Genomic DNA, 21,963 nt, shown 5'->3' on the forward strand with positions numbered 1-21,963 from the left:
TTTTTATATAGCAGAGCGGTCGAAAGGGGTCATGATAATGCCGCACCATACATTCAAACATGCGGTTTGGCATGAAGAGGAAAGCGCTGAAGAATACAACTTCCGTAAATTCCTTCCGAAAAATGAAAAGATGCAGAATTGGATTGATAAATCAAAAAATCCATCCGTTAATATTCTTCATACCCATACGGTTGAGCGGGGTAAAGAGTCTATATGGGGTTCGTTGATTTACAGGCAAAGTGCGAAATCTGAAGATTCCCGTGAAGTCTTCCATTTTTACTTGTCCCGGGATGTCTTTGTAACCAGCGCAATTGACTTTGAAAAAGATGCGGATTTGGAGAAAGAAGAAATTCTACGCCAAATGGAAGAGGCCAATTCTTCGGTAGAAGTGATGATGATCATTCTCGGTGAAATGGTAGCTTCCATCCTACATAAAATCGACAGTTTTGAAGAGCGTCTCCATGATCTTCTGTGGGCAATCAAAGAAAAGAACAATAAGAAGACTTTGGAAAAGATTGAGAACGTCCGCCATGAAATTCTTTTATGGAAGCATTTGATTATGGGCTTTCAGGAAATTGAAATGGCCATTGAAGAGACATTTGGAAAAAGTGTCACAGAAGAAGTGGAATACCAGAGGACTGCCGTTCGTATCGGCCGCTGTGTCATGCTCGTCAATTCATACGAAGACGAAGTCAATAATATGGTCGATATTGAAAATGTAGTGGCCAATTACCGAGGGAATGAAATAATGAAAACCTTAACGGTCCTAACGACTTTGTTTACACCGATTATGGCGTGGGGAGCTCTTTGGGGCATGAATTTCGAAAACATGCCAGAACTGAAATGGCAGTTTGGTTATGTCGGCGCTTTGCTGGTAATTTTGGCGTCCACCTTCTTCCTCTACCTCTATTTAAAGCGAAAAGGATGGATGGGGGACATCCTGCAGTCCATCGGGAAAAATGTTTCTGGAAAAGACTAGAAAAAGCAGGAGCCTCATCTAAGGCTCCTGCTTTTGTTATTTCGCTTTGTCGCTTTCGAGTTCCTGTAGGAGTTCGGTGTAACGGTGGAGGTCCTGGTCTCCGTACTTTTCAACATAATTGGTGATCATTTCTTGTAAATCCTTCCGCTGTCGCTCTACAGTAACCAGCTTTTCCTTCATCGACTGGCGTCTCCACAGTTCCGCATCCTGGACATCTTCCATTTTTTCGAGCATATCGATTTCAGCAAGCAAACGCAAAGCTTCGTTTTTCTTGGTCTCGTATTTTTTCAAGGCCTTCTCTATCTTTCGGGTATCGTTATCAAAAGCCAACTTGGAATACATGGACATTTTCTGATTCCCCTTTCTGCTAGAGTGCTGTTATTGTATTGTTTCCCCGATTTTAAGGAATTTATACCTACATTTTAATTCGATGTAATACAAAAAGAATATTCTAACAATATATTGACGGAAACTGCGGGCGATTGTATGATGTAAGAGATAAAACAAGGAGGTGGGTAAGATGAATCAAACTGGTAAGCGCATGACGGAGTGTCAGGAATATCTATACATTCTTCATGGCGTTACTTTCACTGGGGTAGCTGGACGGGAGAAGTCTGTCCTTTTTCAGCTAACTGAATGGAGTGGAATTTACCAGTAAGAGACATCTGCCTGCAAACGGATTTTAAGCAAAGGCATGCCTCTTGGCGTGCCTTTTTTGCTGTGCATGTGTCTCTTCATCAGAAAGGAAGAGAACCATGATCATTAGCCAATTTCAACAAATATTGTGCCACTTTGCGACACAGAAATTATTCAACCATATAAAAGGAGAAGTGATGGAAGGCCAACGGATTGGCCTTGTCGGCAGAAACGGGGAAGGTAAATCAACATTATTGAATATATTGGCGGGGACTTTGCAGCCGACAGAAGGAAGTGTCACGTGGAAAAAAGGCAGCCGGATTGGGTTGCTGGAGCAATCACCCGACGAACCGGATGAATTGACAGTGGAGCAGCTGATGCTGGCTGTTTTCTCAGAGCTGACCGCGATGCAAGAGCACTTGGCGAAAATGGAGAAGTTGATGGAGGATGCTTCTCCGGAAGAAATGGACCGTTTATTGGCGCGCTATGGCACGTTGCAGGATGAATTTATTCAGCGCGGCGGGTATGAGCTGGACATGAAAATCGATCAAGTCTTGAATGGATTGAAGATCAAACAGCTGAAATATGAACGCTGGGGCCATTTAAGCGGCGGTGAAAAAACCAAAATCGGCTTAGCGAAACTTTTGCTGCAACAACCAGACCTCTTGCTTTTGGATGAGCCGACGAATCATTTAGATTTGGATGCCATTGAATGGTTGGGTGCATTCATCAGCCATTATAAAGGCACGATTGTCCTCGTATCCCATGACCGTTATTTTCTGGATGAAACGGTGACGCATATATGGGAATTGGATCAAGGCGACTTGATTCAATACAGTGGGAATTATTCAAGCTATATCAAAGAGCGGGAAGCCCGGTTGTTAGTTGAGTTTCAGCAGTATCAGGATCAGCAAAAGAAAATTCAAAAGATGAAGGAAACCATCAAGCGTTTGAAAGAATGGGCGAACCGGGCCAATCCGCCGAACGCTGGCATGCACAGACAGGCTAAAAGCATGGAGAAAGCTTTAGCGCGCATTGAAATCCTAGATCGGCCTGTACTGGAGAAAAAACAGATGGCGCTGGACTTCCGTATGGACAAACGAAGCGGAAAAGATGTTGTCTTGTTGGAGGAAGTTTGGAAGGGATTTGGGGAACGGATTTTATTTCATGAAATTTCCATGCATGTGCGTTATGGAGAACGTGCGGCAATTGTTGGGGCTAATGGCAGTGGGAAAACGACCTTGCTTAACATGATTATGGGGAAAGAACCAGTCGATGCCGGGGAGGTCAAGCTGGGCAGCGGTTTGTCTATTGGCTATCTGTCACAGCATACGTTGGAAATGGACAATAACAGAACCATTATCGAAGAATTTCGCGATGCTGTTGCAGTTTCCGAATATGAAGCGCGTCCCCTACTGGCTAAGTTCCTGTTTTTCGGCAATATGGTGTTCCAACCGGTTCGGCAGCTCAGCGGCGGCGAACGGATGCGGCTACGTTTGGCCCAGTTGATGCATCAGCACCACAATCTGCTGATTTTAGATGAACCTACGAATCATTTGGATCTGGAAGCTAAAGAAGTGATGGAAGAAGCCTTAAGTGAATTTCCTGGGACACTCATTGCGGTATCTCATGACCGTTACTTTTTGGATAAAATGTTTCCAGTGACTTATTGGCTGAGAAATAACGCACTTGAGCGCTTTGATGGCAACTATTCAGCTGCCCGTGAAAAAGTCATGGTGCCGACAAAATAATTTTTTGAAGGACGGTCATTCTTTATGTTGCTGTGGCATACTAGGTAAATACGAATTAGTGGAAAACAGAGGATAAGGTGGAACCGCATGCCAGCCATAGGAAAGATTCCGGAAAATATATTTTTGCTGAGTGCCCTGGACGTCATTGGGGAAACGATAATGATTGCGGACAGTTCCTATACCATCAGGTGGATGAATACTGAAGCCTGCCGGTTGATGAGTGAAGTTGCTCCTTTATATGGCATGTCAGACTGTGAAGAAATGATCGGCATGAGTATGGATTCTTTCCATACACATCCACAGCATCAGAAACAGGTGATGCAGGAACTGACATGCACCCACAGAACACGCATAACCATTCGAAATCAGGTGATGGCCGATATTGTCATCACACCGATCATGAATTCCGGAAACCAGCCGGAAGGATATGTAGTCATGCTGATGGATGTTACCATGCAGGCTGAAGAACAGAAGCGCAGTGCACAATTGATCAAGGAACTGTCGATTCCCATCTTGAATATTTGGGATAGCACGATTGCCTTGCCGTTGATCGGAGAATTCGACAGAGCCCGGACGGATCAATTGGTTGCGACGGTTTTAACGGAATGTGCCGACAAAAAAATTGACTATGTCTTGATTGATTTAAGTGGCATCAAGGAATTTGAACACCAGATTCGGTATCAGATCCTAATGATGACGGAGACCTTGAACCTCATTGGAACTAAGTGCATTCTTGTAGGCATCAGCCCGAAGTTGGCCATGTCGATTGTCGAATTGGACCGCAAGACGCCGATATTCAGTTCCGCTCATGAAGGTTTGAAACATATCATTTATTTGCAGACAAAATAAAATAAGAGCTTATCCAATTAAAATGGATAAGCTCTTATTTTGTTGAATTAAGATGAAGTCATGCCGTATGGTTGCAGAGCACTTATACTTTTGTTGTTTCTGCTGGATCTATCCAGACTTGTGACCAATTCTGAATCTCATCCATAACCGGCTTTAAGGAAAATCCTTTTTCGGTCAATGCATATTCTATGCGTACAGGTGTTTCCGGATAAACGGTTCGTGAAACGAGTCCTTGGGCTTCCAGGTTTTTCAATCGTTCAGATAATAGCCGGCCACTGATGCCGATTACTTCTGTTAAATGGCTGAAGCGTTGAGGTCCTGATAGCAATTGATAAATAATTAATCCGGTCCAGCGTTGGCTGAGAAGGGAAATGGCAGTCTCGAAACGAGGGCAAATGACGGATGTATCCATACTTCTCACTCCTTTTCTTTTATAATAGCATAGATACTAGATACTTTAAAGGAATTAAGTTACTTGACATACAATGGTTTTATAAATATAATTGGTTACATAAAGTAACTAAGAGAAAAGAGGAATATAAATGAATTTTCATCAGAAGCCTGTCACTTATGTCGGTGAAGTAGGGTTAAAAGTAATGGATATTGAAAAGATGAAACGTTTCTATAAGGAAGTAATCGGTTTAGATGTTATTTCAGAAGATGGACAGAAAGTCGAGCTGGGAGCGGGCGGAAATATCTTGCTTAAGCTTGAAAAAATGGAAGGCGCAACACCGAAACAAGGCCGTTATGCAGGCCTTTACCATTTTGCAATTTTATTGCCGACAAGAGAAGATTTGGGGAAAATACTGATTCACCTTCATCAGCAGGGGATTCAGTTAGGGTCTTCAGATCACCTCGTCAGTGAAGCGTTGTATTTGTCAGATCCAGAGGGCAATGGCATTGAAATTTACCGTGATCGTGGACCGGAACAATGGAACTGGAGCAACGATGAAGTTTCTATGACAGTAGATCCAATTGATTCTCAAGGTCTGGTAGAAGAAGCTCAAAAAACACCGGAGCCCTGGAAAGGAATGCCGGATGCAACAGTGATGGGCCATATCCATCTGCATGTCTCCAACTTAATCGAAGCCAAAAACTTCTATGTCGAAGGGCTTGGTTTTGAAGTGGTGTCTCGACTGGGAGGACAGGCTTTATTCCTGGCAGATCAGAAATACCATCACCATATCGGCATGAATGTCTGGAATGGCGTGGGCATTCCGGCGTTGCCAGAGAAAGAAGCTGGGTTGCATTACTATACATTGATCATGGAAGAGGAAAAGCGCAGCCAAGTGGTTGATAACCTTCGGACGATGGGAATTGAAGTTGTGGACCACAAGGACTATTGGGAAGTCAAAGACCCATCAGGCAATGCTGTCCGTTTGTGTGTTTAATCATAAAGAAAAATCCGACTCGAGCTTCGAGTCGGATTTTGTCATTCCAGGGACGCTCTTTCGCAACTGTTGTCCATCGCCATAAACGCGGTAGTCGTAAAAGCTGCTTGAGCAGGAATTTCTGCAGTTACTTGATTTCTTTCCGGTACTTCCGGAAAGTCGTTTTGTCTCGTTTCAATATATGCGTACATTCTTTCTTGGCTGATCGCTTTTTCCAAAGGGTTGCCATAGAAAGATAAAAGGATTAATCCAAATGCCCCAACAATTAAAGTGATGCCTAAAAGTGAAAGGAATCCCTTCATAGTAAATCCCGCCTTCTCATGTTTACTTACTATACAGAACGAAGCATTCTGCAGAAAAGTTCCCTATTGCTGTATATTACCGTTTGCGGGATACTGAAGGCAATAGAAAAAGTCAGAGAGATCAAGGACAGGAGGACTATCCATGATTAACTTAGAAACAGAAATCTGCCGCTTACTGAATATCGATTATCCCATTATCCAGGCTGGAATGGCCGGAGGGCCAACGACGGTCGAGCTGGTTGTTGAAGTCAGCAATGCAGGCGGCCTTGGAACGTTGGGGGCTGCCTACATGGCGCCGGACGCATTGCGGCAAGCGATAGATGAAATCCAATCGAAAACCCAAAAGCCGTTTGGGGTCAATATTTTTGCCGCGGCGGTCAACGATGATTTCAGCCGTTTGGCAGAGGTGCAACAGGCGTTAAGCCCTTTTCGTTCGGAGCTGGAGATCAAGGAAATGCAGTCTTCTTATCAATCGCCGGATTGGAGCGAGGAGCAGTTCGCGATCTGTTTGGAAAAAGGAGTGCCGATCATCAGTACAGCTTTCGGCTGTTTGTCTGCTGTTCAGATGGAAATGGCCAAAGAACAGCAAATTAAAATCATAGTCATGGTTACAACAGTAGAGGAAGCTTTGCAGGCAGAAGTTTCAGGAGCAGATGCTGTCGTAGCACAAGGAAGTGAAGCAGGAGGGCATCGCAGCACTTTTTCACTTGAAAATCATCCAGCAGGCGCGCAAATCGGCACTATGGCATTGGTTCCGCAGATAGTAGATGCGATTAAAATTCCAGTCATTGCCGCAGGAGGCATCACCGATGGTCGGGGCCTGGTCGCTTCGTTGGTTCTCGGGGCACATGCAGTGCAAATCGGTACCCGTTTTGTCGGTTCCAAAGAATCTGGAGCACATGTTGCCTACAAGCAGGCTATATTTAATAGCAATGAGGAAAGCACCGTGGTGACCAAAAGTTTTTCCGGACGTCCAGCACGAGGCATTAAAAATCGATTTATTAAAGAATTCGAACAGAGCGAAATTGATCCACTGCCGTTCCCTTCACAAAATACCATCACCAAAGATATTCGGACGGCTGCCGCAAAAGCGCATAATCCTGAATTTATGTCTTTATGGGCAGGGCAATCGACGCGCAGTCTGATTGAAGAAATCGGTGCAGCCGAGATCGTAGAAGCAATTATAGAAGAAGCGAAAGCTATCGTAAGTTAATTTTGTCTTTTAAAAAATGATTTAAGTGAAGCTCGAGTTTCCATTTCCCTCATGATATACTGATAAAAGTGATTTTAAGATGAGGAGATTAGACGAATGGAATGGAAGAATATATACCGTGGTATTCTAATGGGAATCAGTGATTTGATTCCGGGAGTAAGCGGAGGAACGATTGCGTTTATTTTAGGGATTTATGATCGCCTATTGGAATCCATCAGTGGCTTTTTCAGCCGTGACTGGAAAAAGTATCTTGGGTTTTTAGTGCCTCTTGGCACAGGAATCGCCATCACCTTGCTTTTGTTCAGCCGTGTCATTGAATACTTGCTCGAGCAGCATTATGAAGCGACACAGTTTTTCTTCATGGGACTGATCATCGGCGTTATTCCTTATATCATGAAACAAGCGGAAGTCAAAAAGAACTTTACTGCACGCCACTTGGTTATTCTGGTAGTGATTGGAGCAGCATTGGCTGTTACTGCTTTTATTCCGACTGAGGAAAATTTAGCGCCAATTACATCCCTGACCTTGCCGGTTTTCTTTTTGCTGTTTTTCTCCGGCTGGTTGGCCAGTATGGCAATGTTGTTGCCGGGCATCAGCGGTTCGTTTATCCTGTTGCTGTTGGGTGTTTACTCGACAGCCATTAATGCACTATCCTCTTTGAACATCCCGATTGCCATGGCGATCGGAGCAGGCGTCATCGTTGGCTTTATCGTCAGCAGTAAGGCGATCCAGTATTTATTGGAACACTTTACTTACGTTACCTACGCAGCCATTATCGGATTGATCCTAGGTTCTCTGTTTGTGGTATTCCCTGGATTCTCGGCAGATTCAACTACGCTTATCACCAGCCTGATTACATTTGCGCTGGGCTTGGTATTCACTTTGCTTTTTAGTTCACCTAAAAAGACCGCCATTACAGAAGAAGTATAAATGGATGATTTGAAAAAGAGCGGCCATCATTTTGATGGCCGCTCTTTAGTATAGATGAAAATGGAGCGTGGAAGTCGCGCACTTAGGTTAGCTTCAGCGATTGGCTGCCTCCGCTTTTCTTGTTGTCCAGCTCGAGCGCCCAGATTCTAGGGTCATAAGCCAATCTGGCTATGCGGCAAAGAACGCCGCTTCGCCAGCCTGTCTTATGCCCGTCAAATCTACACGGGCGCTCTCGCTTTTCTTGCACAAAGGCTTTTTGCTTTATGGATGGTGTGTTTGCGATTAAACTGTAGGATAAGAGGTGATGTGTGTGCGGAAGCTGTTTTGGTTGATGATTCTGTTGCTGGCCGTGTTTTTTGCGCGCCCGATTTGGGAGGAACCGGTGGGTGAATATGTCGATTTAAGTTTCTTGGATTCTGTTGATCGGACAATTGAGAACATCACCGAAGATCCGAAAGTTTCTGAAGCTCTTGATGAAGCCGGAAATTTCACTTCGCGTATCGGCGCCCAATTACAGTCTTTGATTGCTTCCAACTCACTTGAATTGCCGGAAGCTGTAGCGAAGCCTGAACTGGTGGAAACGGATTCTTTGATTGCCATTCACAATGTAACGCTCGGCATGGATAAGGAGGAAGCCCAGGGAAAGGTCGGCCTTCCGCTTCGGTTGATGCAGAATGAGTATGGCACTGACTGGCATAGCTATCACCAAAATTATCAAAACTATGTGCTGCTGTCCTATGACCAAGAAGGCAAAGTGAATGGGATGTTCACCAATCAGGATTTGATTTCTTCGACGGAAGGCATTTCGATGGATTCCACAAAAACGGAAGTCCGTTCTTTGCTTGGTGCCCCACTGAAGAGCCTTCAAAAAGGAAATGTTCAATATATACTCGATACACGTGAAGAATACGATGTTTTTAAAACTGATAATACGTATACTACGGTTTTTTATGATATCCACGAAGGCGATACGGTGACAGCGGTGCAGGTGATCCGTGAAGATTTGGAGAAGGCACGCTCTGAGATATACGCTGAGCCGAATGAAGAGTTAAGGGAAGGTTATGAATTCCTGCTTTTCGAGTTAACCAACTCGGCACGGATTCAGCGTGATTTGCCCCTGTTGCAATGGGATGAACAAACAAAGGTGACGGCCCGAAAACACAGTGAGGACATGGCAGAGAACCAATACTTCAGTCACACCAACCTGAAGGGGCAGTCGCCGTTTGACCGGATGAATAAAGATGGAATTGCCTTTTATGTAGCGGGTGAGAATCTGGCATATGGCCAATACAGCAGCATCTTTGCTCATGAAGGACTCATGAATTCCATGGGCCATCGTGAAAATATTGTCAAACCGGAGTTCGGGTATTTAGGCATCGGAACTGCCTTCAATTCAGAGAACCAACCTTACTACACGGCAAATTTCTTTAACCGATAGAAAAACAGGCTGCCAATGGAAATTGGCAGCCTGTTTTTTAGCTTACATACGTACAGTTTTCAGTTTTTCTGCTTTTTTTAATTCAATACAAGCCACGCTAAGACGACAAGCGGACCGACGATAAAGCAGTAAATGGCAAAATACTTCAATTGCCCTTTTGCCATGATGTTCATAAACCATTTTAATGAAAAATAAGAAGCGACCAGAGATCCAAGGAATGCCATGATGTATGGAACGGCCATAGACCCTAGGTTATCGTCACTGATGATATCTGTGATGCTGAGAACAGCACCTCCCAAGCTAATGGGGATAAACAGCAAGAAAGAGAAGCGCAATGCGGTTTCCTGGTTAATGCCCCGTGCCATCGCCGCCACAATCGTAGCGCCGCTTCGGCTGATGCCGGGGATTAGTGCAATTGCTTGTGCGCCGCCGATGATGATGGCGTCTTTCATTGTCAGGTTGCCATCTTTTCGCTGTCCGCGCATATTGCGGATCCACCAAAGGCCAAGACCGGTTACGATCAATGTCAGACCGACTGTCAAGATGGTCGACAAGTTATCATCGATTGCATCCTGAAACAAGAGGCCGATGACCCCGGCAGGAATGGTTGCGACTACAAGATAGACCACAAACATGAAATCCCGTTTTGTTTCGGCATTTTTTACAGTGAAGTATTTCAATCCGTTGACGACAAGGCGTTTGATGTCATCGCGGTAAATGATCAAAACCGCAATAAGGGATGCGCTGTTGACCAGTAAAGCAAAGGTTGAAACGCTTCCTTCAATTTGAACATCCAAAAAGTATTGGGCAATCAACAGATGTCCGCTGGATGAGATGGGAATCGGTTCAGTTAATCCTTGGAAAAGTCCGAGAAGCAAAAATTTGATTGTAAGCCATAATTGATCCATTAAATAAAATCCTCCATTGCTTGTGTACTTATTTTATCTATCAGTGCAGCTTTTTTATCCAATAACTTCAAAACAACATAAAAAATATAATACCATATTTTCGTGGTAAACTGGGTATACTATTGAAAAGAAAGGAAGTGACGTGTTTGACGAACAAGCTTTGGTTTCAAGTGGGAGTAGGAATAATCCTAGCTTTAGTCATTATTCGTTTATTTATTGAAGTACAAGGGATTTTCGATCCTTTATTTATTATTGCAGGGACAATATTTGTTCCATTGCTGTTAGGAGGTGTCTTATTCTACTTGACGAGACCGGTCCTGAATTTCTTAATGAAGAAGAAATTCCCGAAATGGGCAGGGGTTTTGACCGTCCTTCTAGCGATTGTCTTAGTATTCTACTTGTTCTACATCATGATTGGCCCGATTGTCACTGGCCAAATCAATACATTGGTGGACAATGCACCTGAAATAATTGACAGTGTGGAAGAATATGGCCAATACATATTCGATCAGCGTGACCGTCTTCCGGGTTCAATTGAAGAGCAGTTGAATGACATGACTGGCCAAATCGGTGACCGGATCGGGGATGTTGGCGGATGGGTACTTTCCTTCATTGGCAGCTTTATATCCGGTGTGGTTACATTGGTGTTGGTTCCGTTTTTCCTGGTTTACCTTTTGGTTGACCATAAGAAATTCGTTCCATTTGTTTCCGGTTTCTTTTCAGGAGAACGAAAAAAATGGATTCGGAAAACATTGCATGACATCGACGAAACCCTTCAGGCGTATATCCAGGGGCAACTATTCGTCAGTTTCCTTGTGGGGATCATGCTGCTGATCGGTTATTTGATCATTGACCTGGATTACGCTTTATTATTGGCTTTAATTGGTATGGCGACTAACGTTATCCCGTTCTTGGGGCCCTATATTGCGGTAATTCCGGCCATCATCATTGCACTTGTACAAGACCCGATCATGGCGGTCTACGTCGCTATCATCATGCTGGTTGCACAGCAGATTGAAAGTAATTTCATCACCCCTAACGTCATGGGCAAGTCACTCGACGTCCACCCATTGACAGTCATTACCTTGATCTTGGCAGCAGGAAACATCGCTGGATTATGGGGAATCATTTTGGCGGTACCTGTATATGCTGTTATCAAGACGATTGCCAAGAACATCTATGCGAGACGCAGTGAAATTCGTGACACCGCTACACGCGAAATTGAATAAAAGAGAACCTGTGAATTCTATTCACAGGTTTTTTCTTTGGAAAAAACATCCTGCTTGACCTTGAAAGGTTTACCCCCTAAACTATAAATATTGGTTGAGGGGGTAAACTACTTTGGATGGACGAATAAAAGAAGCGGTGGATCTTTTTCAAGAAGTGATGATGTATGGAACCGAGCGGGTCATCAAATCGGTCGACCATCCTTTATGGAACGAATATTCACCTGAGCAGATTCAAATGCTGAAGTTGATCAGCAAGGAAAAGCGCGTTACTTCAGCGAGGTTAGCCGTACTGCAAGCCGTACATAAAAGTGCGATTTCCAGCCGTATCAAGAAATTGCTGCAAAAAGAAGTGATCCAAGTTGTCCAGACTGAGGACCGTCGGGAAAAAATGCTGGAGCTCACGGATAAAGGGCAGGCAATTTTGATGGAACTGGAGAAAGTGTTGACGGATTACATTGAGAAATTGATATCCGAAAATATCGCGGACGAAGAAATAGATCAATTTCTAACGATTTTCCGGAAGCTGAAAACAATTATAAAAATGGATGGAGTGTAATACATGAAGAGTGTATTGAAATTTAAATGGCCGATTGCAATCGGTTTGATTGTGTTGACGGTCGTCTTATTCCTGCTGGCGCCCAATTTAACGGAGCAGGCGGAACAAGCCGGGTCATTCCAGTTATCGGATGAAGCGTCTTCGCAAATTGCTTCAAGAATTTTGACGGATGCGGATGCTGCAGATCAAACCATCTCGCTTGTCATGCCTTTGGAAAGTGAACTAACAGATTCGATGCGGGAAACGCTCGAGCAGATGGTTGCGGACATAGAAGCATTGGGAGATCCTGTAACCAGTGTATTGAATCCCGTAGAAAGCGAAGAATTGGAAGAGCAACTGATTTCGGAGGACCGCCAAACGGTATTGATGCCGGTTACGGTTGACGGTACGGACGAAGAAGTGAATGCCGTGGCTGACACAATCAGGGAAACGATTATTCCTGAAGACATGACAGCCTATCTGACTGGAGAAGCCATCATCAACAACGACGTCAACATCAGTGCTCAGGAAGGCTTGAAGCGTACGGAAATCATAACAGTCGTTTTGATTTTCGGGTTATTGCTGGCAGTGTTCCGCTCAATCGTAACGCCGTTCATTCCACTTGTGGCAGTCGGGATTTCGTATTTATTGAGCCAATCAATCGTAGCATTTTTCATCGATTGGTTCGGATTCCCAGTGTCAAACTATACACAGATATTCTTGGTGGCGATTCTGTTCGGGATTGGAACAGACTATTGTATCCTGTTGTTGAGCCGTTATAAAGAAGAATTATCGGCTGGACATGGTGTCGAGCAATCGATCATCAATACGTATAAAACTGCAGGGCGAACTTTGCTGATCAGTGGTATAGCCGTGTTTATCGGATTCTTTGCCATCGGCTTTGCTGAATTCCCGATTTTCAAATCAGCAGTGGCTGTAGCGGTCGGTATCTTTGTCTTATTGCTGGTCCTTTACACGATTGTGCCGTTCTTTATGTCTCTTTTGAAGGAAAAATTATTCTGGCCTTCGAAGAAAACAGCGTCCCACAGCGACAGCAAATTGTGGATCAACATGAGCAAGCTGTCGATCAATCGTCCATTGTTGTCGATGCTGGTAGTGGCAGTGATTACTGTGCCGTTGTTGTTTACGTATGACAATGACTTATCTTTTAATACGGTAGATGAAATCGGTTCGGAATACGAATCGGTGAAAGGCCTTCGCGCAATTGAAGAAGGTTTTGGAAAAGGAGATTCTCTGCCGGTTCAAGTAATCGTCAAATCAGATGATGCCTTGACGGATCGGTCGACTGTCCCTTATTTCGAAATGTTAAGTAAAGAAATTGAAAAAATTGATGGCGTTGAAACGGTTCGATCGATTACACGTCCGACAGGCGACGTAATTGATGAACTGTACGTGGATGAACAACTTGGCCTTATGGCAGATGGCTTGGGCGAGGCACGTGATGGACTGGGCGAAGTGCAAGCGGGGCTTACAGAAGTCCAGACCAACCTAAGTGCTATTGCTGATCAAGCAGGCAATGCAGGGGTATTGAATGAAGCCGCTGCAGGGCTTGGCCAGATCAACCAACAAATAGGCCAAGTTTCACAAGGCTTGCAAGTAACTGGCAACATCCCTCAAACGGTTGGTGCATTAACACAAATCAGCGGCGGGTTGTCGGAAATTCAACAAGGCCTGGCTGGAGCAGCTGGCCAAACAGCAGAGCTTAGTGCCGGCTTAACTCAGCTGGCAGAAGGCGTAGGCGCATCGAACGACGGCCTTGCTGAAATACAAAACGGCTTAACAGAAGTTGTTGAAATGATGCAGGAAATGAGCGACAGTGAAGCTGTGCGTGACACCGGTTTATTCATTCCGGAAGGAACGCTGGAAAGCGAGGACTTTGAACAAGTTCTCGATCGTTATTCATTTGCGGACGGCACCGGAATGATGATGGAAGTGATTTTATCAGAGGATCCTTATTCTCATGAAGCGATCGGCATCACTTCTGAAATCAAAGAAACGGTTGAACGCACTGCAGCAGGAACGCCGCTTGAAGAAGCGGAAATTGCCTTCAGTGGAATTTCCAGCATCAACAGTGACTTAGAAGAAGTATCCTCCAATGACTTTACCAATACGGTGGTCATCATGCTGATCAGCTTGTTCGTTGTCCTGGCAATTCTTTTCCGTTCATTGATTATGCCATTGTATATGATCGGATCGCTTTTGCTGACGTATTATACTTCGATTTCCATTGCGGAATTGATCTTTGTAAATGGTCTTGGTTATGATGGCATCAGCTGGGCAGTGCCGTTCTTCGGCTTTGTTATGCTGGTGGCGTTGGGAGTCGATTATTCGATCTTCCTGCTTGACCGGTTCCGCGAAGAATCATTTAACGGAATCACAGTCCGCGATGCGATGCGTACATCGATGGCGAAGATGGGAACTGTCATCATTACGGCAGCGATTATTCTGGCGGGTACATTCGGTGCCATGATGCCATCTGGTGTCTTAAGCCTCGTACAGATTGCGACGATCGTTATAACAGGACTGCTGTTGTACGGACTGATTGTGCTGCCGCTATTGATACCGGCGATTTCAGTATCCTTTGACCGGGGCGTCTGGTGGCCGTTCGGCAAGAAAAAATAATAGGACTATAGTTGATAAGAGCTGCGTTCGCGCAGCTTTTTTCTATGGATGTGGGATTGCGCCGGTCGTGGTATACTAAATGGTAATTGAAAATGCGAAACGGGTGTAACCATATATTTCTGCGAGTTTCAGTATATAGCGAACAGATTTATGTCTTGGATCTTAACTAAGGTTTTTGATGAAATAAATGAAACTACGAAACGAGGTAATGAGATTGTTAACATTTGAGCAAAAACTGGAAATCATTGAATCTTTTCCGGAATTGACGAGAAAAGATGTATCGATGAAACGCGTGAACTTCCATTATGAAGAGAGTTTGTACGACAAGAAAATCGTCGTCTATCATTTGCATCCAACGGGCAATGGTTTTGTCTATGTAGGCAACTTGCCGCAGTATGAAGTGGATAAAAAAGGCTTCGTCAATATCCGTGATTTTTCCGAAAAAGAATTGCGCAGCGTTTTAGCCGATTCGCTGGATTATTTATCTTTAGAACCGGAACCGCCGTATGACAAGACGTGGGTCAGCCGTGATAACGTGAAATTGGATTTGGTCTACGAAGAACCGTTCTGGAATGTCTATACAGGAAAAAACCTCGAAGAAAGCTTCGGAACGTTTGATGATGCTGAAAATTACTTGCTTGATCAGGGCTTTAAAGAAAAGAAATGATGAAATTTCGTCAGCTGCAAGTTTCTGAACCGTTGCCGATGGATCTATTATTGGAAGCGGACCCTTCAGAACAATTGGTGCGTGCTTATTGTGCATCCGGCTGGTGCGTGGTCGCTGAAGAACGGAATGGTCCAACAATAGGCGTCTACGTGTTGCTTTCTTTGTCAGAAACCACAGTGGAAATTAAAAACATAGCGGTTGCGGAAAGCGTTCGAGGCATGGGCTATGGGCTATGGGCGGCAGCTTCTTCAGCATGCTTTGGCAGAATCGGCACGGCGAGGTTTTGAGTTCGTGGAAATTGGTACCGGCAATTCAAGTCTGGGCCAGCTGGCTCTTTATCAGAAATGCGGTTTTCGCCTCCATGCAATCGATCCTGACTTTTTCAGGAGAAATTATCGGGAACCGATTTTTGAAAACGGCATTGAATGCCGTGACATGGTCAGGCTTCGGTATGCCATCAGTAAGTAACGGTTATAGGACGCTAACAAAAAAAGAGGAGCTCTGCTCTTCTTTTTTTGTGGTTAAAAGAGGTAATAAATCCGATTTTTCGGTATGCTAAAGGCAAGGAGTGAGGACATGTTTAAAAAGGTGACCTTGTACACAAACCAGTTAGAAGACATGAAGGGGTTCTATGAATATCAATTAGGTTTTCGGATTGTGGAAGAAGATGAAACCAGTTTTATCCTGTCAATTGGAGAATCTCAATTGGTTTTCCGTGAATCTGAACGAGCGGCTGTCTATCACTTTGCGCTGAATATTCCGGGCAATCAGTTTACGCTCGCCAAATGGTGGGCCAGTGAGCGTGTAACTTTAAATCGCCAGGAAGGGATGGATGAAGTTTTTTATGCCAATTTCGATGCCGATGCGTTTTATTTTCAAGATCCTGCAGGGAATGTCGTGGAGTTTATCGCACGCCGCAGCGTCGACCGTATGGGCAATTTCACTGTCGATTCACTGCTCGATATCAGTGAAGTGAGCATCACCACACCCGATGTCGAGGAAGTCGGTGAAGCAATCGAAAGTATGGATATTCCGGTCCGCGGCAATAAAGGGATCGACCCGAAATCGTTGAACTTTCTTGGCAGTGGACATACGTATATCATCTTAGTGGCACCTAAACGTACGTGGTATTTTTCGAAACAGAAAAGCGAAACACATCCGCTTTCGATAGAGCTATCCGATGGACGCCAGATTGATATTACGGAAGAAGGGCGATTTGGGCAGCAGAAGCCGGTCAACCCGATTATGGATAAGATGGATGAAATCGATTTCTCGGGTGTCGCCTACCTCCAAAAAGGAGAGACTTGGACAGCTGCAAGAGGATTTGCTAATCGTGCAGACGAAAGGCCGAATGCCATAGACACACGCTTTGGCATTGCGTCCGGCAGTAAGCTTTTCACCGCTGTGGCGGTATGCCAATTGGTGGAGGAAGGGAAACTGAATTTAAGTGACCGATTATCCGAGCTGCTGCCGCAAACGTTTCCGAATTTTAACGTCACGATCCATCAATTATTGACGCATACATCCGGCATACCGGATTATTTTGATGAACAGGTCATGGATGATTTCGAAGATCTATGGAGACGGCAGCCTATGTATTTGATGCAGACGGCTTCCGATTTTATTCCCTTGTTCAAAGAGCAGCCGATGATGTTCCAGCCTGGCGAGCGGTTCCACTACAACAATGCCGGTTTTATCGCACTTGGGCTCATTGTGGAGCAATTAACGGGAAGTGAGTTTACCGATGTGGTGCAGGAACGGATTTTTGGTCCTGCCAACATGCTGAATTCAGGCTATTTCCGTCTGGACCGTCTGCCAGGCCAAACGGCTTTCGGCTATATCGAAGAGGAAGGTGCATGGCGGACTAACCATTACGCTATTCCAATCCGTGGAGGAGCTGACGGAGGCGCTTATGTCACAGCAGGTGATATGGCGAATTTCTGGTATGCGTTAATGGAAGGCCATTTAGTGGGGAAAGACATGGTGAAGGCGATGCTCGAGATCCACGCTTCGGGAGAAGACGGCGATTACGGCTATGGCATGTGGATTCAAAGGAAAACAGAAGGCGTTCTAAAATATCATGTGATGGGCTATGACCCAGGGGCCAGTTTCCATTCGGCATTTTATCCGGCAGACGGCAGCATCCTGACGGTTTTATCGAATAAAAGCGCGGGAGCCTATGATATTGTGGAAACCATACAAGAGTTGAGAATTGAAAAGGAGTGAAAGTATGACCGGAAAGAAATTGGCGTTGGCGATCGTTTTCGGGACGCTGGCAACATGTATTTTGATTTTTGGTGTTTTCCAACTTTATTTTTGGTTGAATTAAGGGGGATGGAAAGCGGTAGTTGCTGTTTTGCGCAACTGCCGTTTTTTAATGGAGAAAGAATGAAGGGAACGGCATTGAAAAAAAGACAAAAAAATAAGCTCTTCCGAAGAAGAGCTCATTGATAAGTTGAAATTAAGCTTTTTGAACGTTAGTAGCTTGAAGACCGCGTTGGCCTTGCTCGATATCAAACGTTACTTCTTGACCTTCGTCAAGTGATTTAAAGCCTTCGCTTTGGATTGCAGAGAAATGTACGAATACATCGTCGCCGCCTTCGCGTTCGATGAAGCCGAATCCTTTTTCTGAGTTAAACCATTTCACTTTACCTTGTTCCATGTGTGTTTCCTCCTCGTATGCGTAAGCATACATTGTATTACTATCCTTGCTCAAATCTTGCAGATGGACATCTGACACTTTGTAAAAAGTTATCCGAACAAAAATAATTCTTCCTTAGAATAACATGGGTATACAGATATTGCAAGTGATTAACGAATATTCTTTTTGATACGGATAAATTCCATGTTGGATTATAATGAAAAAACCAAAAGAAACAGAAGCAGGAGGGGACGGTTTTGGAGAAAATTATGGTGCTTGGGGTATCGGCGGGTGTTGGCAAATCAAGCTTTGCGAGGAAGTTATCGGAAAAAAAGAACATTCCGGTCCATCATTTGGATTCTTACTTTTGGAAGGCGGGATGGATTGAAAGCAGTGAAAAAGAATTTAGTGAAAAACAGCAGCAGTTGGTGAAAGAGGACCGTTGGATCATCGAAGGGAACTACACCGGCACTTATGAAATACGAAGTAAAAAGGCGGACACCCTCATCTATTTAGAATTGCCTTTAGCCGTTTGCCTGTATCGGGTGGTCAAACGCCGAATTGCCAATCAAGGGAAAACGCGCCCTGATATGGCGCTTGGCTGTCCGGAAAAACTGGATAAAGAGTTTTTGACGTTCATCATTTCTACGTACAGTGCCCGCAAAGTCAAAATGAGAAAACGGATGGTGCAATTTATAGAAGAAAGTCCTCATCATAAAGTTGTTTTTCTCCGGAATCAGAAACAAATCAATGGCTATCTGGAAAAAATGGCGGAGATGCCTGCCTCTCTTTATAAGGACAATGGTTTCAATTAATAAGGTAATTGAAAAAACTTAAAGACGTTCATAGTGGGAAGTGGTATTCTGAAGTTACATAACGATACGGAGGAGAATGGCTGATGAAGTTGCTGCATGAAGGCACAATTACGAACCAAGTGCTTCATAAAAAACTTCCTTTTTCTATGAAGCGGCTGTATTTGGAAGATTTGCCTGTAATAGAACAAGTTCAACAAAAAGTGATTGAATCGCTTCCTGAAAAAGCTACACTTCAAGCTTTAAGTACTGAAGAATTCCTGTTTATCCTAAATGAACGGGGACTGTTGATAGGAGCTTTCGTCGAAGAAGAGCTGATCGGCTTTAGGGCTTTGCTGATTCCTGAAATCGATGAAGAACATCTGGGCTGGGATATCGGCCTCCCCCCGGAAGAATTGCACAAAGTGATTTATCAGGAAATATCAGTGGTTCTGCCGGAGTATCGAGGAAATCGCCTCCAGCAGAAATTAGCGGAAGTGATAATGAAGGAACTGCCGAACCTTGAAGAAGAATTCCGTTATGTATGCTGTACGGTGGCACCAATGAATATCCCAAGCCTGAAAGATAAGTTTACGCAAGCTATGCACATTGCTGCCTTGAAAGAGAAGTATGCCGGATTAAAACGCTACATTCTGGTCAAGGACCTCAAGGTGCCGGACGTCCATTACACTGACCATATGACAGTGAAAATGGATCATCTGGAAAAACAGCAGGAATTGCTTAATGAAGGCTACGTAGGCATCGGTTTTCAGCTTGTACATGGTTTTCATGAACTTCAATTCGCTAAACCCGTTCTGTAAAAGAACGGGTTTTTTATATTTCAGACCAAATTCAAAAGAATTCTGAAACTTCTTCCTATTATATTCGTATTAATAAGTAAGATGGTAATACGTTTACTGGAATGGGAGGTTTTGGAATGTTGATTTTTGGCTTGTCCATGGAGCAGCTGTATATGTATATCCTGTTGGGAGCCGGCGCATTGACTGTATTGTATGTCTTTTTCGGAGACGTTGCAGACTTGGGAGACGCCCTGCCGGTGTTCAACCCGACAGTGATTCTGGCTTTTATCACATTTACTGCTGCGATTGGTTTTTTACTGGAGACGGCTACAACGTTTAATGAATGGGCAGTGTTGGGAATGGCGGCTATGGCTGCAATAGTGTTGGACTTATTGCTTTATCTATTTATTTTATTGCCCTTGTCTTCTGCTGAATCTTCAATTGCCTATTCAGATGAGTCGCTTCTTGGACAAGTGGCCAATGTCATCATCCCTATCCCTGTCGATGGCTATGGAGAAGTGGTTTTGGAGACGTATGCAGGAATGATTTCAAAGCGTGCGGCGGGCTATGACAATGAAGCCATTGGCCAAGACCAAAAGGTGTTGATCATCGAAGTGAATGAAGGCACGTTGTATGTCCAGGCTTATGAGCCGTTGGACTTTACGAAAGAAATGAAAATGACAAGGGGGACTTAGGATGGAAATGGGCTGGATCGCATTAGGAATTGCTGCATTTATTATATTGGCGATTGTCGGAGTTTATATCACCAAATACAAGACGGTTGGACCGGATGAGGCATTGATCGTAACCGGAAGTTATTTGGGATCGAAGAATGTTCATACAGATGATTCAGGAAACCGCATTAAAATTATACGAGGCGGAGGGACCTTCTTGCTTCCGGTGTTCCAGCAGGCGGCTCCTTTGAGCTTATTGTCGAGCAAACTGGAAGTGACGACACCCGAAGTGTATACCGAGCAAGGTGTACCGGTTATGGCAGATGGAACAGCAATCATCAAAATCGGCGGATCCATATCAGAAATTGCCACGGCTGCCGAGCAATTTTTAGGGAAATCAAAGGAAGACCGGGAAAACGAAGCGAAAGAAGTACTTGAAGGCCATCTTCGTTCGATACTGGGTTCCATGACAGTTGAAGAGATTTACAAGAACCGCGATAAGTTTTCACAAGAAGTGCAGCGTGTCGCTTCACACGATTTGGCGAAAATGGGATTGATCATCGTTTCGTTCACCATCAAAGATGTTCGTGATAAAAACGGGTATTTGGATTCGTTGGGTAAAGCACGAATCGCTCAAGTGAAAAGAGATGCCGATATTTCAACCGCGGAATCCGAAATGCAGACACGCATCAAGCGGGCTGAAGCCGGAAAAGATGCGCAACGTGCTGAAATTGAACGCGCGACGGAAATTGCTGAAGCGGAAAAAGAGAACTTGTTGAAGGTTGCTGAATACCGACGCGAGCAGGATAGTGCGAAAGCCCGTGCCGATCAGGCTTATGAACTTGAAACTGCAAAAGCTAAGCAGGAAGTCATTGAGCAGGAGATGCAAATTCAAATCATTGAGCGCCAGAAGCAAATCGAATTGGAAGAAAAAGAAATTCAGCGCCGAGAACGCCAATACGATTCTGAAGTGAAGAAAAAAGCGGATGCGGACCGTTATTCGGTTGAACAGGCAGCTGAAGCAGAGAAATCGAAACAGTTGGCGGATGCGGACGCGCAGAAATACCGTGTAGAAGCAATGGCGAAAGCCGATGCAGAAAAAATTCGTTTGGACGGTCAGGCGCGTGCGGACTCACAGCGTGCACAAGGGGAGTCCGAAGCGGACATTATCCGGCTGCGTGGTTTGGCAGAAGCGGAAGCGAAACGGAAAATTGCTGAAGCATTTGAAATGTATGGCCAGGCAGCCACACTTGATATGATCGTCAAAATGCTGCCGGAATATGCAAGAGAAATCGCCAGTCCGCTTGCCAACATCGACAAGATCACCGTTGTGGATACAGGAAGTGGCGAAGGCGGAGGCGCCAATAAAGTCACTTCATATGCAACCAATCTGATGTCGACTTTGCAAGAGACGTTGAAAGAATCATCAGGTATCGACGTGCGGGAAATGCTGGAGAACTTAACTGGGAAGAAGGATTATGCACAGACTATTGAGCAATTGCGGTATGAGTTGGCTGAAAAGGATCAACCGACAAAAGAACTTGAAGTAAAGTAAAGAAAAAGAAGCTTCCATTCAGAGAACATTT

24 protein-coding genes are annotated in these 21,963 nt (G+C 44.5%); 19 read left to right on the forward strand and 5 right to left on the reverse strand.

Going from position 1 to position 21,963, the window contains the following annotated elements:
* Positions 1–37 precede the first annotated feature (37 nt).
* Entirely contained in the window at positions 38–979 is a 942-nt protein-coding gene (locus QMA01_RS12600) for a magnesium transporter CorA family protein (protein ID WP_290215131.1), read from the forward strand.
* Between the two features lie 36 nt (positions 980–1,015).
* Here the strand turns inward: QMA01_RS12600 and QMA01_RS12605 are convergent, their stop codons facing one another.
* Positions 1,016–1,327 (reverse strand): hypothetical protein, encoded by a 312-nt coding sequence (locus QMA01_RS12605; protein WP_290215132.1) that lies wholly within the window; start codon positions 1,325–1,327, stop codon positions 1,016–1,018.
* Between the two features lie 172 nt (positions 1,328–1,499).
* Between QMA01_RS12605 and QMA01_RS12610 the strand changes: the two genes are divergently transcribed.
* The 3 genes from QMA01_RS12610 to QMA01_RS12620 all read left to right on the forward strand — a co-directional run bounded on the left by QMA01_RS12610 (position 1,500) and on the right by QMA01_RS12620 (position 4,215).
* Positions 1,500–1,637, forward strand: coding sequence for a hypothetical protein (locus QMA01_RS12610; protein WP_191715439.1), 138 nt, complete (start codon positions 1,500–1,502; stop codon positions 1,635–1,637).
* Positions 1,638–1,734: 97 nt separating this feature from the next.
* Positions 1,735–3,366: a ribosomal protection-like ABC-F family protein gene (abc-f, locus tag QMA01_RS12615; RefSeq protein ID WP_290215133.1), complete on the forward strand. Its 1,632-nt coding sequence runs from the start codon at positions 1,735–1,737 to the stop codon at positions 3,364–3,366.
* Positions 3,367–3,453: 87 nt separating this feature from the next.
* Positions 3,454–4,215 carry an STAS domain-containing protein gene (locus QMA01_RS12620; protein WP_290186907.1) on the forward strand — a complete coding sequence of 254 codons (762 nt, stop codon included), beginning with the start codon at positions 3,454–3,456 and terminating at the stop codon, positions 4,213–4,215.
* Positions 4,216–4,297: 82 nt separating this feature from the next.
* Here QMA01_RS12620 and QMA01_RS12625 read toward each other — a convergent pair whose 3' ends face one another.
* On the reverse strand, positions 4,298–4,627 hold the full coding sequence (locus QMA01_RS12625) for a winged helix-turn-helix transcriptional regulator (RefSeq protein ID WP_191715441.1): 330 nt from the start codon (positions 4,625–4,627) through the stop codon (positions 4,298–4,300).
* 130 nt (positions 4,628–4,757) lie between these two features.
* Here QMA01_RS12625 and QMA01_RS12630 point away from each other — a divergent pair, with 130 nt between their 5' ends.
* Positions 4,758–5,606, forward strand: coding sequence for a VOC family protein (locus tag QMA01_RS12630; protein ID WP_191715442.1), 849 nt, complete (start codon positions 4,758–4,760; stop codon positions 5,604–5,606).
* 41 nt (positions 5,607–5,647) lie between these two features.
* Here QMA01_RS12630 and QMA01_RS12635 read toward each other — a convergent pair whose 3' ends face one another.
* Positions 5,648–5,908, reverse strand: a complete 261-nt coding sequence (locus QMA01_RS12635; protein ID WP_191715443.1) for a hypothetical protein — start codon at positions 5,906–5,908, stop codon at positions 5,648–5,650.
* Positions 5,909–6,050: 142 nt separating this feature from the next.
* Between QMA01_RS12635 and QMA01_RS12640 the strand changes: the two genes are divergently transcribed.
* From QMA01_RS12640 to QMA01_RS12650, 3 genes are all read left to right on the forward strand, one after another.
* The gene (locus QMA01_RS12640; RefSeq protein ID WP_290215134.1) at positions 6,051–7,121 is read left to right on the forward strand and encodes an NAD(P)H-dependent flavin oxidoreductase; all 1,071 of its coding nucleotides are present in this window, start codon (positions 6,051–6,053) and stop codon (positions 7,119–7,121) included.
* 96 nt (positions 7,122–7,217) lie between these two features.
* Complete coding sequence (locus QMA01_RS12645; RefSeq protein WP_191715445.1) at positions 7,218–8,051, forward strand: DUF368 domain-containing protein; 834 nt, start codon at positions 7,218–7,220, stop codon at positions 8,049–8,051.
* A gap of 304 nt (positions 8,052–8,355) precedes the next feature.
* Positions 8,356–9,489: a CAP domain-containing protein gene (locus QMA01_RS12650; RefSeq protein WP_290215135.1), complete on the forward strand. Its 1,134-nt coding sequence runs from the start codon at positions 8,356–8,358 to the stop codon at positions 9,487–9,489.
* A 77-nt stretch (positions 9,490–9,566) separates the two neighbouring features.
* Here QMA01_RS12650 and QMA01_RS12655 read toward each other — a convergent pair whose 3' ends face one another.
* On the reverse strand, positions 9,567–10,397 hold the full coding sequence (locus QMA01_RS12655; protein WP_191715447.1) for an undecaprenyl-diphosphate phosphatase: 831 nt from the start codon (positions 10,395–10,397) through the stop codon (positions 9,567–9,569).
* A 146-nt stretch (positions 10,398–10,543) separates the two neighbouring features.
* On the opposite strand from QMA01_RS12655, the gene QMA01_RS12660 reads away from it, so the two are divergent.
* The 7 genes from QMA01_RS12660 (at position 10,544) to QMA01_RS12685 (ending at position 17,697) form a co-directional block, all read left to right on the forward strand.
* Positions 10,544–11,626 carry an AI-2E family transporter gene (locus QMA01_RS12660; RefSeq protein WP_191715448.1) on the forward strand — a complete coding sequence of 361 codons (1,083 nt, stop codon included), beginning with the start codon at positions 10,544–10,546 and terminating at the stop codon, positions 11,624–11,626.
* A 112-nt stretch (positions 11,627–11,738) separates the two neighbouring features.
* Positions 11,739–12,182, forward strand: a complete 444-nt coding sequence (locus tag QMA01_RS12665) for a MarR family winged helix-turn-helix transcriptional regulator (protein ID WP_191715449.1) — start codon at positions 11,739–11,741, stop codon at positions 12,180–12,182.
* 3 nt (positions 12,183–12,185) lie between these two features.
* Positions 12,186–14,804 (forward strand): MMPL family transporter, encoded by a 2,619-nt coding sequence (locus QMA01_RS12670; protein WP_290215136.1) that lies wholly within the window; start codon positions 12,186–12,188, stop codon positions 14,802–14,804.
* 214 nt (positions 14,805–15,018) lie between these two features.
* Positions 15,019–15,471 carry a hypothetical protein gene (locus tag QMA01_RS12675; RefSeq protein WP_191715451.1) on the forward strand — a complete coding sequence of 151 codons (453 nt, stop codon included), beginning with the start codon at positions 15,019–15,021 and terminating at the stop codon, positions 15,469–15,471.
* Positions 15,468–15,758, forward strand: a complete 291-nt coding sequence (locus tag QMA01_RS18220) for a GNAT family N-acetyltransferase (RefSeq protein WP_301610500.1) — start codon at positions 15,468–15,470, stop codon at positions 15,756–15,758. Before QMA01_RS12675 ends, QMA01_RS18220 begins: the two co-directional genes overlap by 4 nt.
* Positions 15,697–15,939, forward strand: a complete 243-nt coding sequence (locus QMA01_RS18225) for a GNAT family N-acetyltransferase (RefSeq protein WP_301610499.1) — start codon at positions 15,697–15,699, stop codon at positions 15,937–15,939. The genes QMA01_RS18220 and QMA01_RS18225 overlap by 62 nt, the downstream gene beginning before the upstream one ends.
* 108 nt (positions 15,940–16,047) lie before the next feature.
* Positions 16,048–17,697, forward strand: coding sequence for a serine hydrolase (locus QMA01_RS12685; RefSeq protein ID WP_290215137.1), 1,650 nt, complete (start codon positions 16,048–16,050; stop codon positions 17,695–17,697).
* Positions 17,698–17,932: 235 nt separating this feature from the next.
* On the opposite strand, the gene QMA01_RS12690 is transcribed toward QMA01_RS12685, so the two are convergent.
* Positions 17,933–18,133 carry a cold-shock protein gene (locus tag QMA01_RS12690; RefSeq protein WP_006830093.1) on the reverse strand — a complete coding sequence of 67 codons (201 nt, stop codon included), beginning with the start codon at positions 18,131–18,133 and terminating at the stop codon, positions 17,933–17,935.
* Between the two features lie 236 nt (positions 18,134–18,369).
* Between QMA01_RS12690 and QMA01_RS12695 the strand changes: the two genes are divergently transcribed.
* The 4 genes from QMA01_RS12695 to QMA01_RS12710 all read left to right on the forward strand — a co-directional run bounded on the left by QMA01_RS12695 (position 18,370) and on the right by QMA01_RS12710 (position 21,932).
* Positions 18,370–18,927 (forward strand): P-loop NTPase family protein, encoded by a 558-nt coding sequence (locus QMA01_RS12695; RefSeq protein WP_290215138.1) that lies wholly within the window; start codon positions 18,370–18,372, stop codon positions 18,925–18,927.
* An 83-nt stretch (positions 18,928–19,010) separates the two neighbouring features.
* Entirely contained in the window at positions 19,011–19,724 is a 714-nt protein-coding gene (locus QMA01_RS12700; RefSeq protein ID WP_290215139.1) for a hypothetical protein, read from the forward strand.
* A 116-nt stretch (positions 19,725–19,840) separates the two neighbouring features.
* Positions 19,841–20,398 carry an NfeD family membrane protein gene (locus QMA01_RS12705; RefSeq protein ID WP_203340502.1) on the forward strand — a complete coding sequence of 186 codons (558 nt, stop codon included), beginning with the start codon at positions 19,841–19,843 and terminating at the stop codon, positions 20,396–20,398.
* Between the two features lies 1 nt (position 20,399).
* Positions 20,400–21,932: a flotillin family protein gene (locus QMA01_RS12710; protein ID WP_290215140.1), complete on the forward strand. Its 1,533-nt coding sequence runs from the start codon at positions 20,400–20,402 to the stop codon at positions 21,930–21,932.
* Positions 21,933–21,963: the final 31 nt, after the last annotated feature.

This window comes from Planococcus notacanthi, from assembly GCF_030407825.1.
Classification (GTDB): Bacteria; Bacillota; Bacilli; order Bacillales_A; family Planococcaceae; genus Planococcus; species Planococcus notacanthi.

Excerpts from the sequence above, each read along its gene's own strand:
- QMA01_RS12650 (WP_290215135.1), top strand. The coding sequence starts at position 8,356 with ATGTGTGTGCGGAAGCTGTTTTGGTTGATGATTCTGTTGCTGGCCGTG.
- QMA01_RS12705 (WP_203340502.1), top strand. The coding sequence starts at position 19,841 with ATGTTGATTTTTGGCTTGTCCATGGAGCAGCTGTATATGTATATCCTG.
- QMA01_RS12620 (WP_290186907.1), top strand. The coding sequence starts at position 3,454 with ATGCCAGCCATAGGAAAGATTCCGGAAAATATATTTTTGCTGAGTGCC.
- QMA01_RS12685 (WP_290215137.1), top strand. The coding sequence starts at position 16,048 with ATGTTTAAAAAGGTGACCTTGTACACAAACCAGTTAGAAGACATGAAG.
- QMA01_RS12605 (WP_290215132.1), bottom strand. The coding sequence starts at position 1,327 with ATGTCCATGTATTCCAAGTTGGCTTTTGATAACGATACCCGAAAGATA.
- QMA01_RS12635 (WP_191715443.1), bottom strand. The coding sequence starts at position 5,908 with ATGAAGGGATTCCTTTCACTTTTAGGCATCACTTTAATTGTTGGGGCA.
- QMA01_RS12640 (WP_290215134.1), top strand. The coding sequence starts at position 6,051 with ATGATTAACTTAGAAACAGAAATCTGCCGCTTACTGAATATCGATTAT.
- QMA01_RS12670 (WP_290215136.1), top strand. The coding sequence starts at position 12,186 with ATGAAGAGTGTATTGAAATTTAAATGGCCGATTGCAATCGGTTTGATT.
- QMA01_RS12645 (WP_191715445.1), top strand. The coding sequence starts at position 7,218 with ATGGAATGGAAGAATATATACCGTGGTATTCTAATGGGAATCAGTGAT.
- QMA01_RS18225 (WP_301610499.1), top strand. The coding sequence starts at position 15,697 with ATGGGCTATGGGCGGCAGCTTCTTCAGCATGCTTTGGCAGAATCGGCA.
- QMA01_RS12690 (WP_006830093.1), bottom strand. The coding sequence starts at position 18,133 with ATGGAACAAGGTAAAGTGAAATGGTTTAACTCAGAAAAAGGATTCGGC.
- QMA01_RS12630 (WP_191715442.1), top strand. The coding sequence starts at position 4,758 with ATGAATTTTCATCAGAAGCCTGTCACTTATGTCGGTGAAGTAGGGTTA.
- abc-f (WP_290215133.1), top strand. The coding sequence starts at position 1,735 with ATGATCATTAGCCAATTTCAACAAATATTGTGCCACTTTGCGACACAG.
- QMA01_RS12710 (WP_290215140.1), top strand. The coding sequence starts at position 20,400 with ATGGAAATGGGCTGGATCGCATTAGGAATTGCTGCATTTATTATATTG.
- QMA01_RS12655 (WP_191715447.1), bottom strand. The coding sequence starts at position 10,397 with ATGGATCAATTATGGCTTACAATCAAATTTTTGCTTCTCGGACTTTTC.
- QMA01_RS12610 (WP_191715439.1), top strand. The coding sequence starts at position 1,500 with ATGAATCAAACTGGTAAGCGCATGACGGAGTGTCAGGAATATCTATAC.
- QMA01_RS18220 (WP_301610500.1), top strand. The coding sequence starts at position 15,468 with ATGATGAAATTTCGTCAGCTGCAAGTTTCTGAACCGTTGCCGATGGAT.
- QMA01_RS12700 (WP_290215139.1), top strand. The coding sequence starts at position 19,011 with ATGAAGTTGCTGCATGAAGGCACAATTACGAACCAAGTGCTTCATAAA.
- QMA01_RS12600 (WP_290215131.1), top strand. The coding sequence starts at position 38 with ATGCCGCACCATACATTCAAACATGCGGTTTGGCATGAAGAGGAAAGC.
- QMA01_RS12625 (WP_191715441.1), bottom strand. The coding sequence starts at position 4,627 with ATGGATACATCCGTCATTTGCCCTCGTTTCGAGACTGCCATTTCCCTT.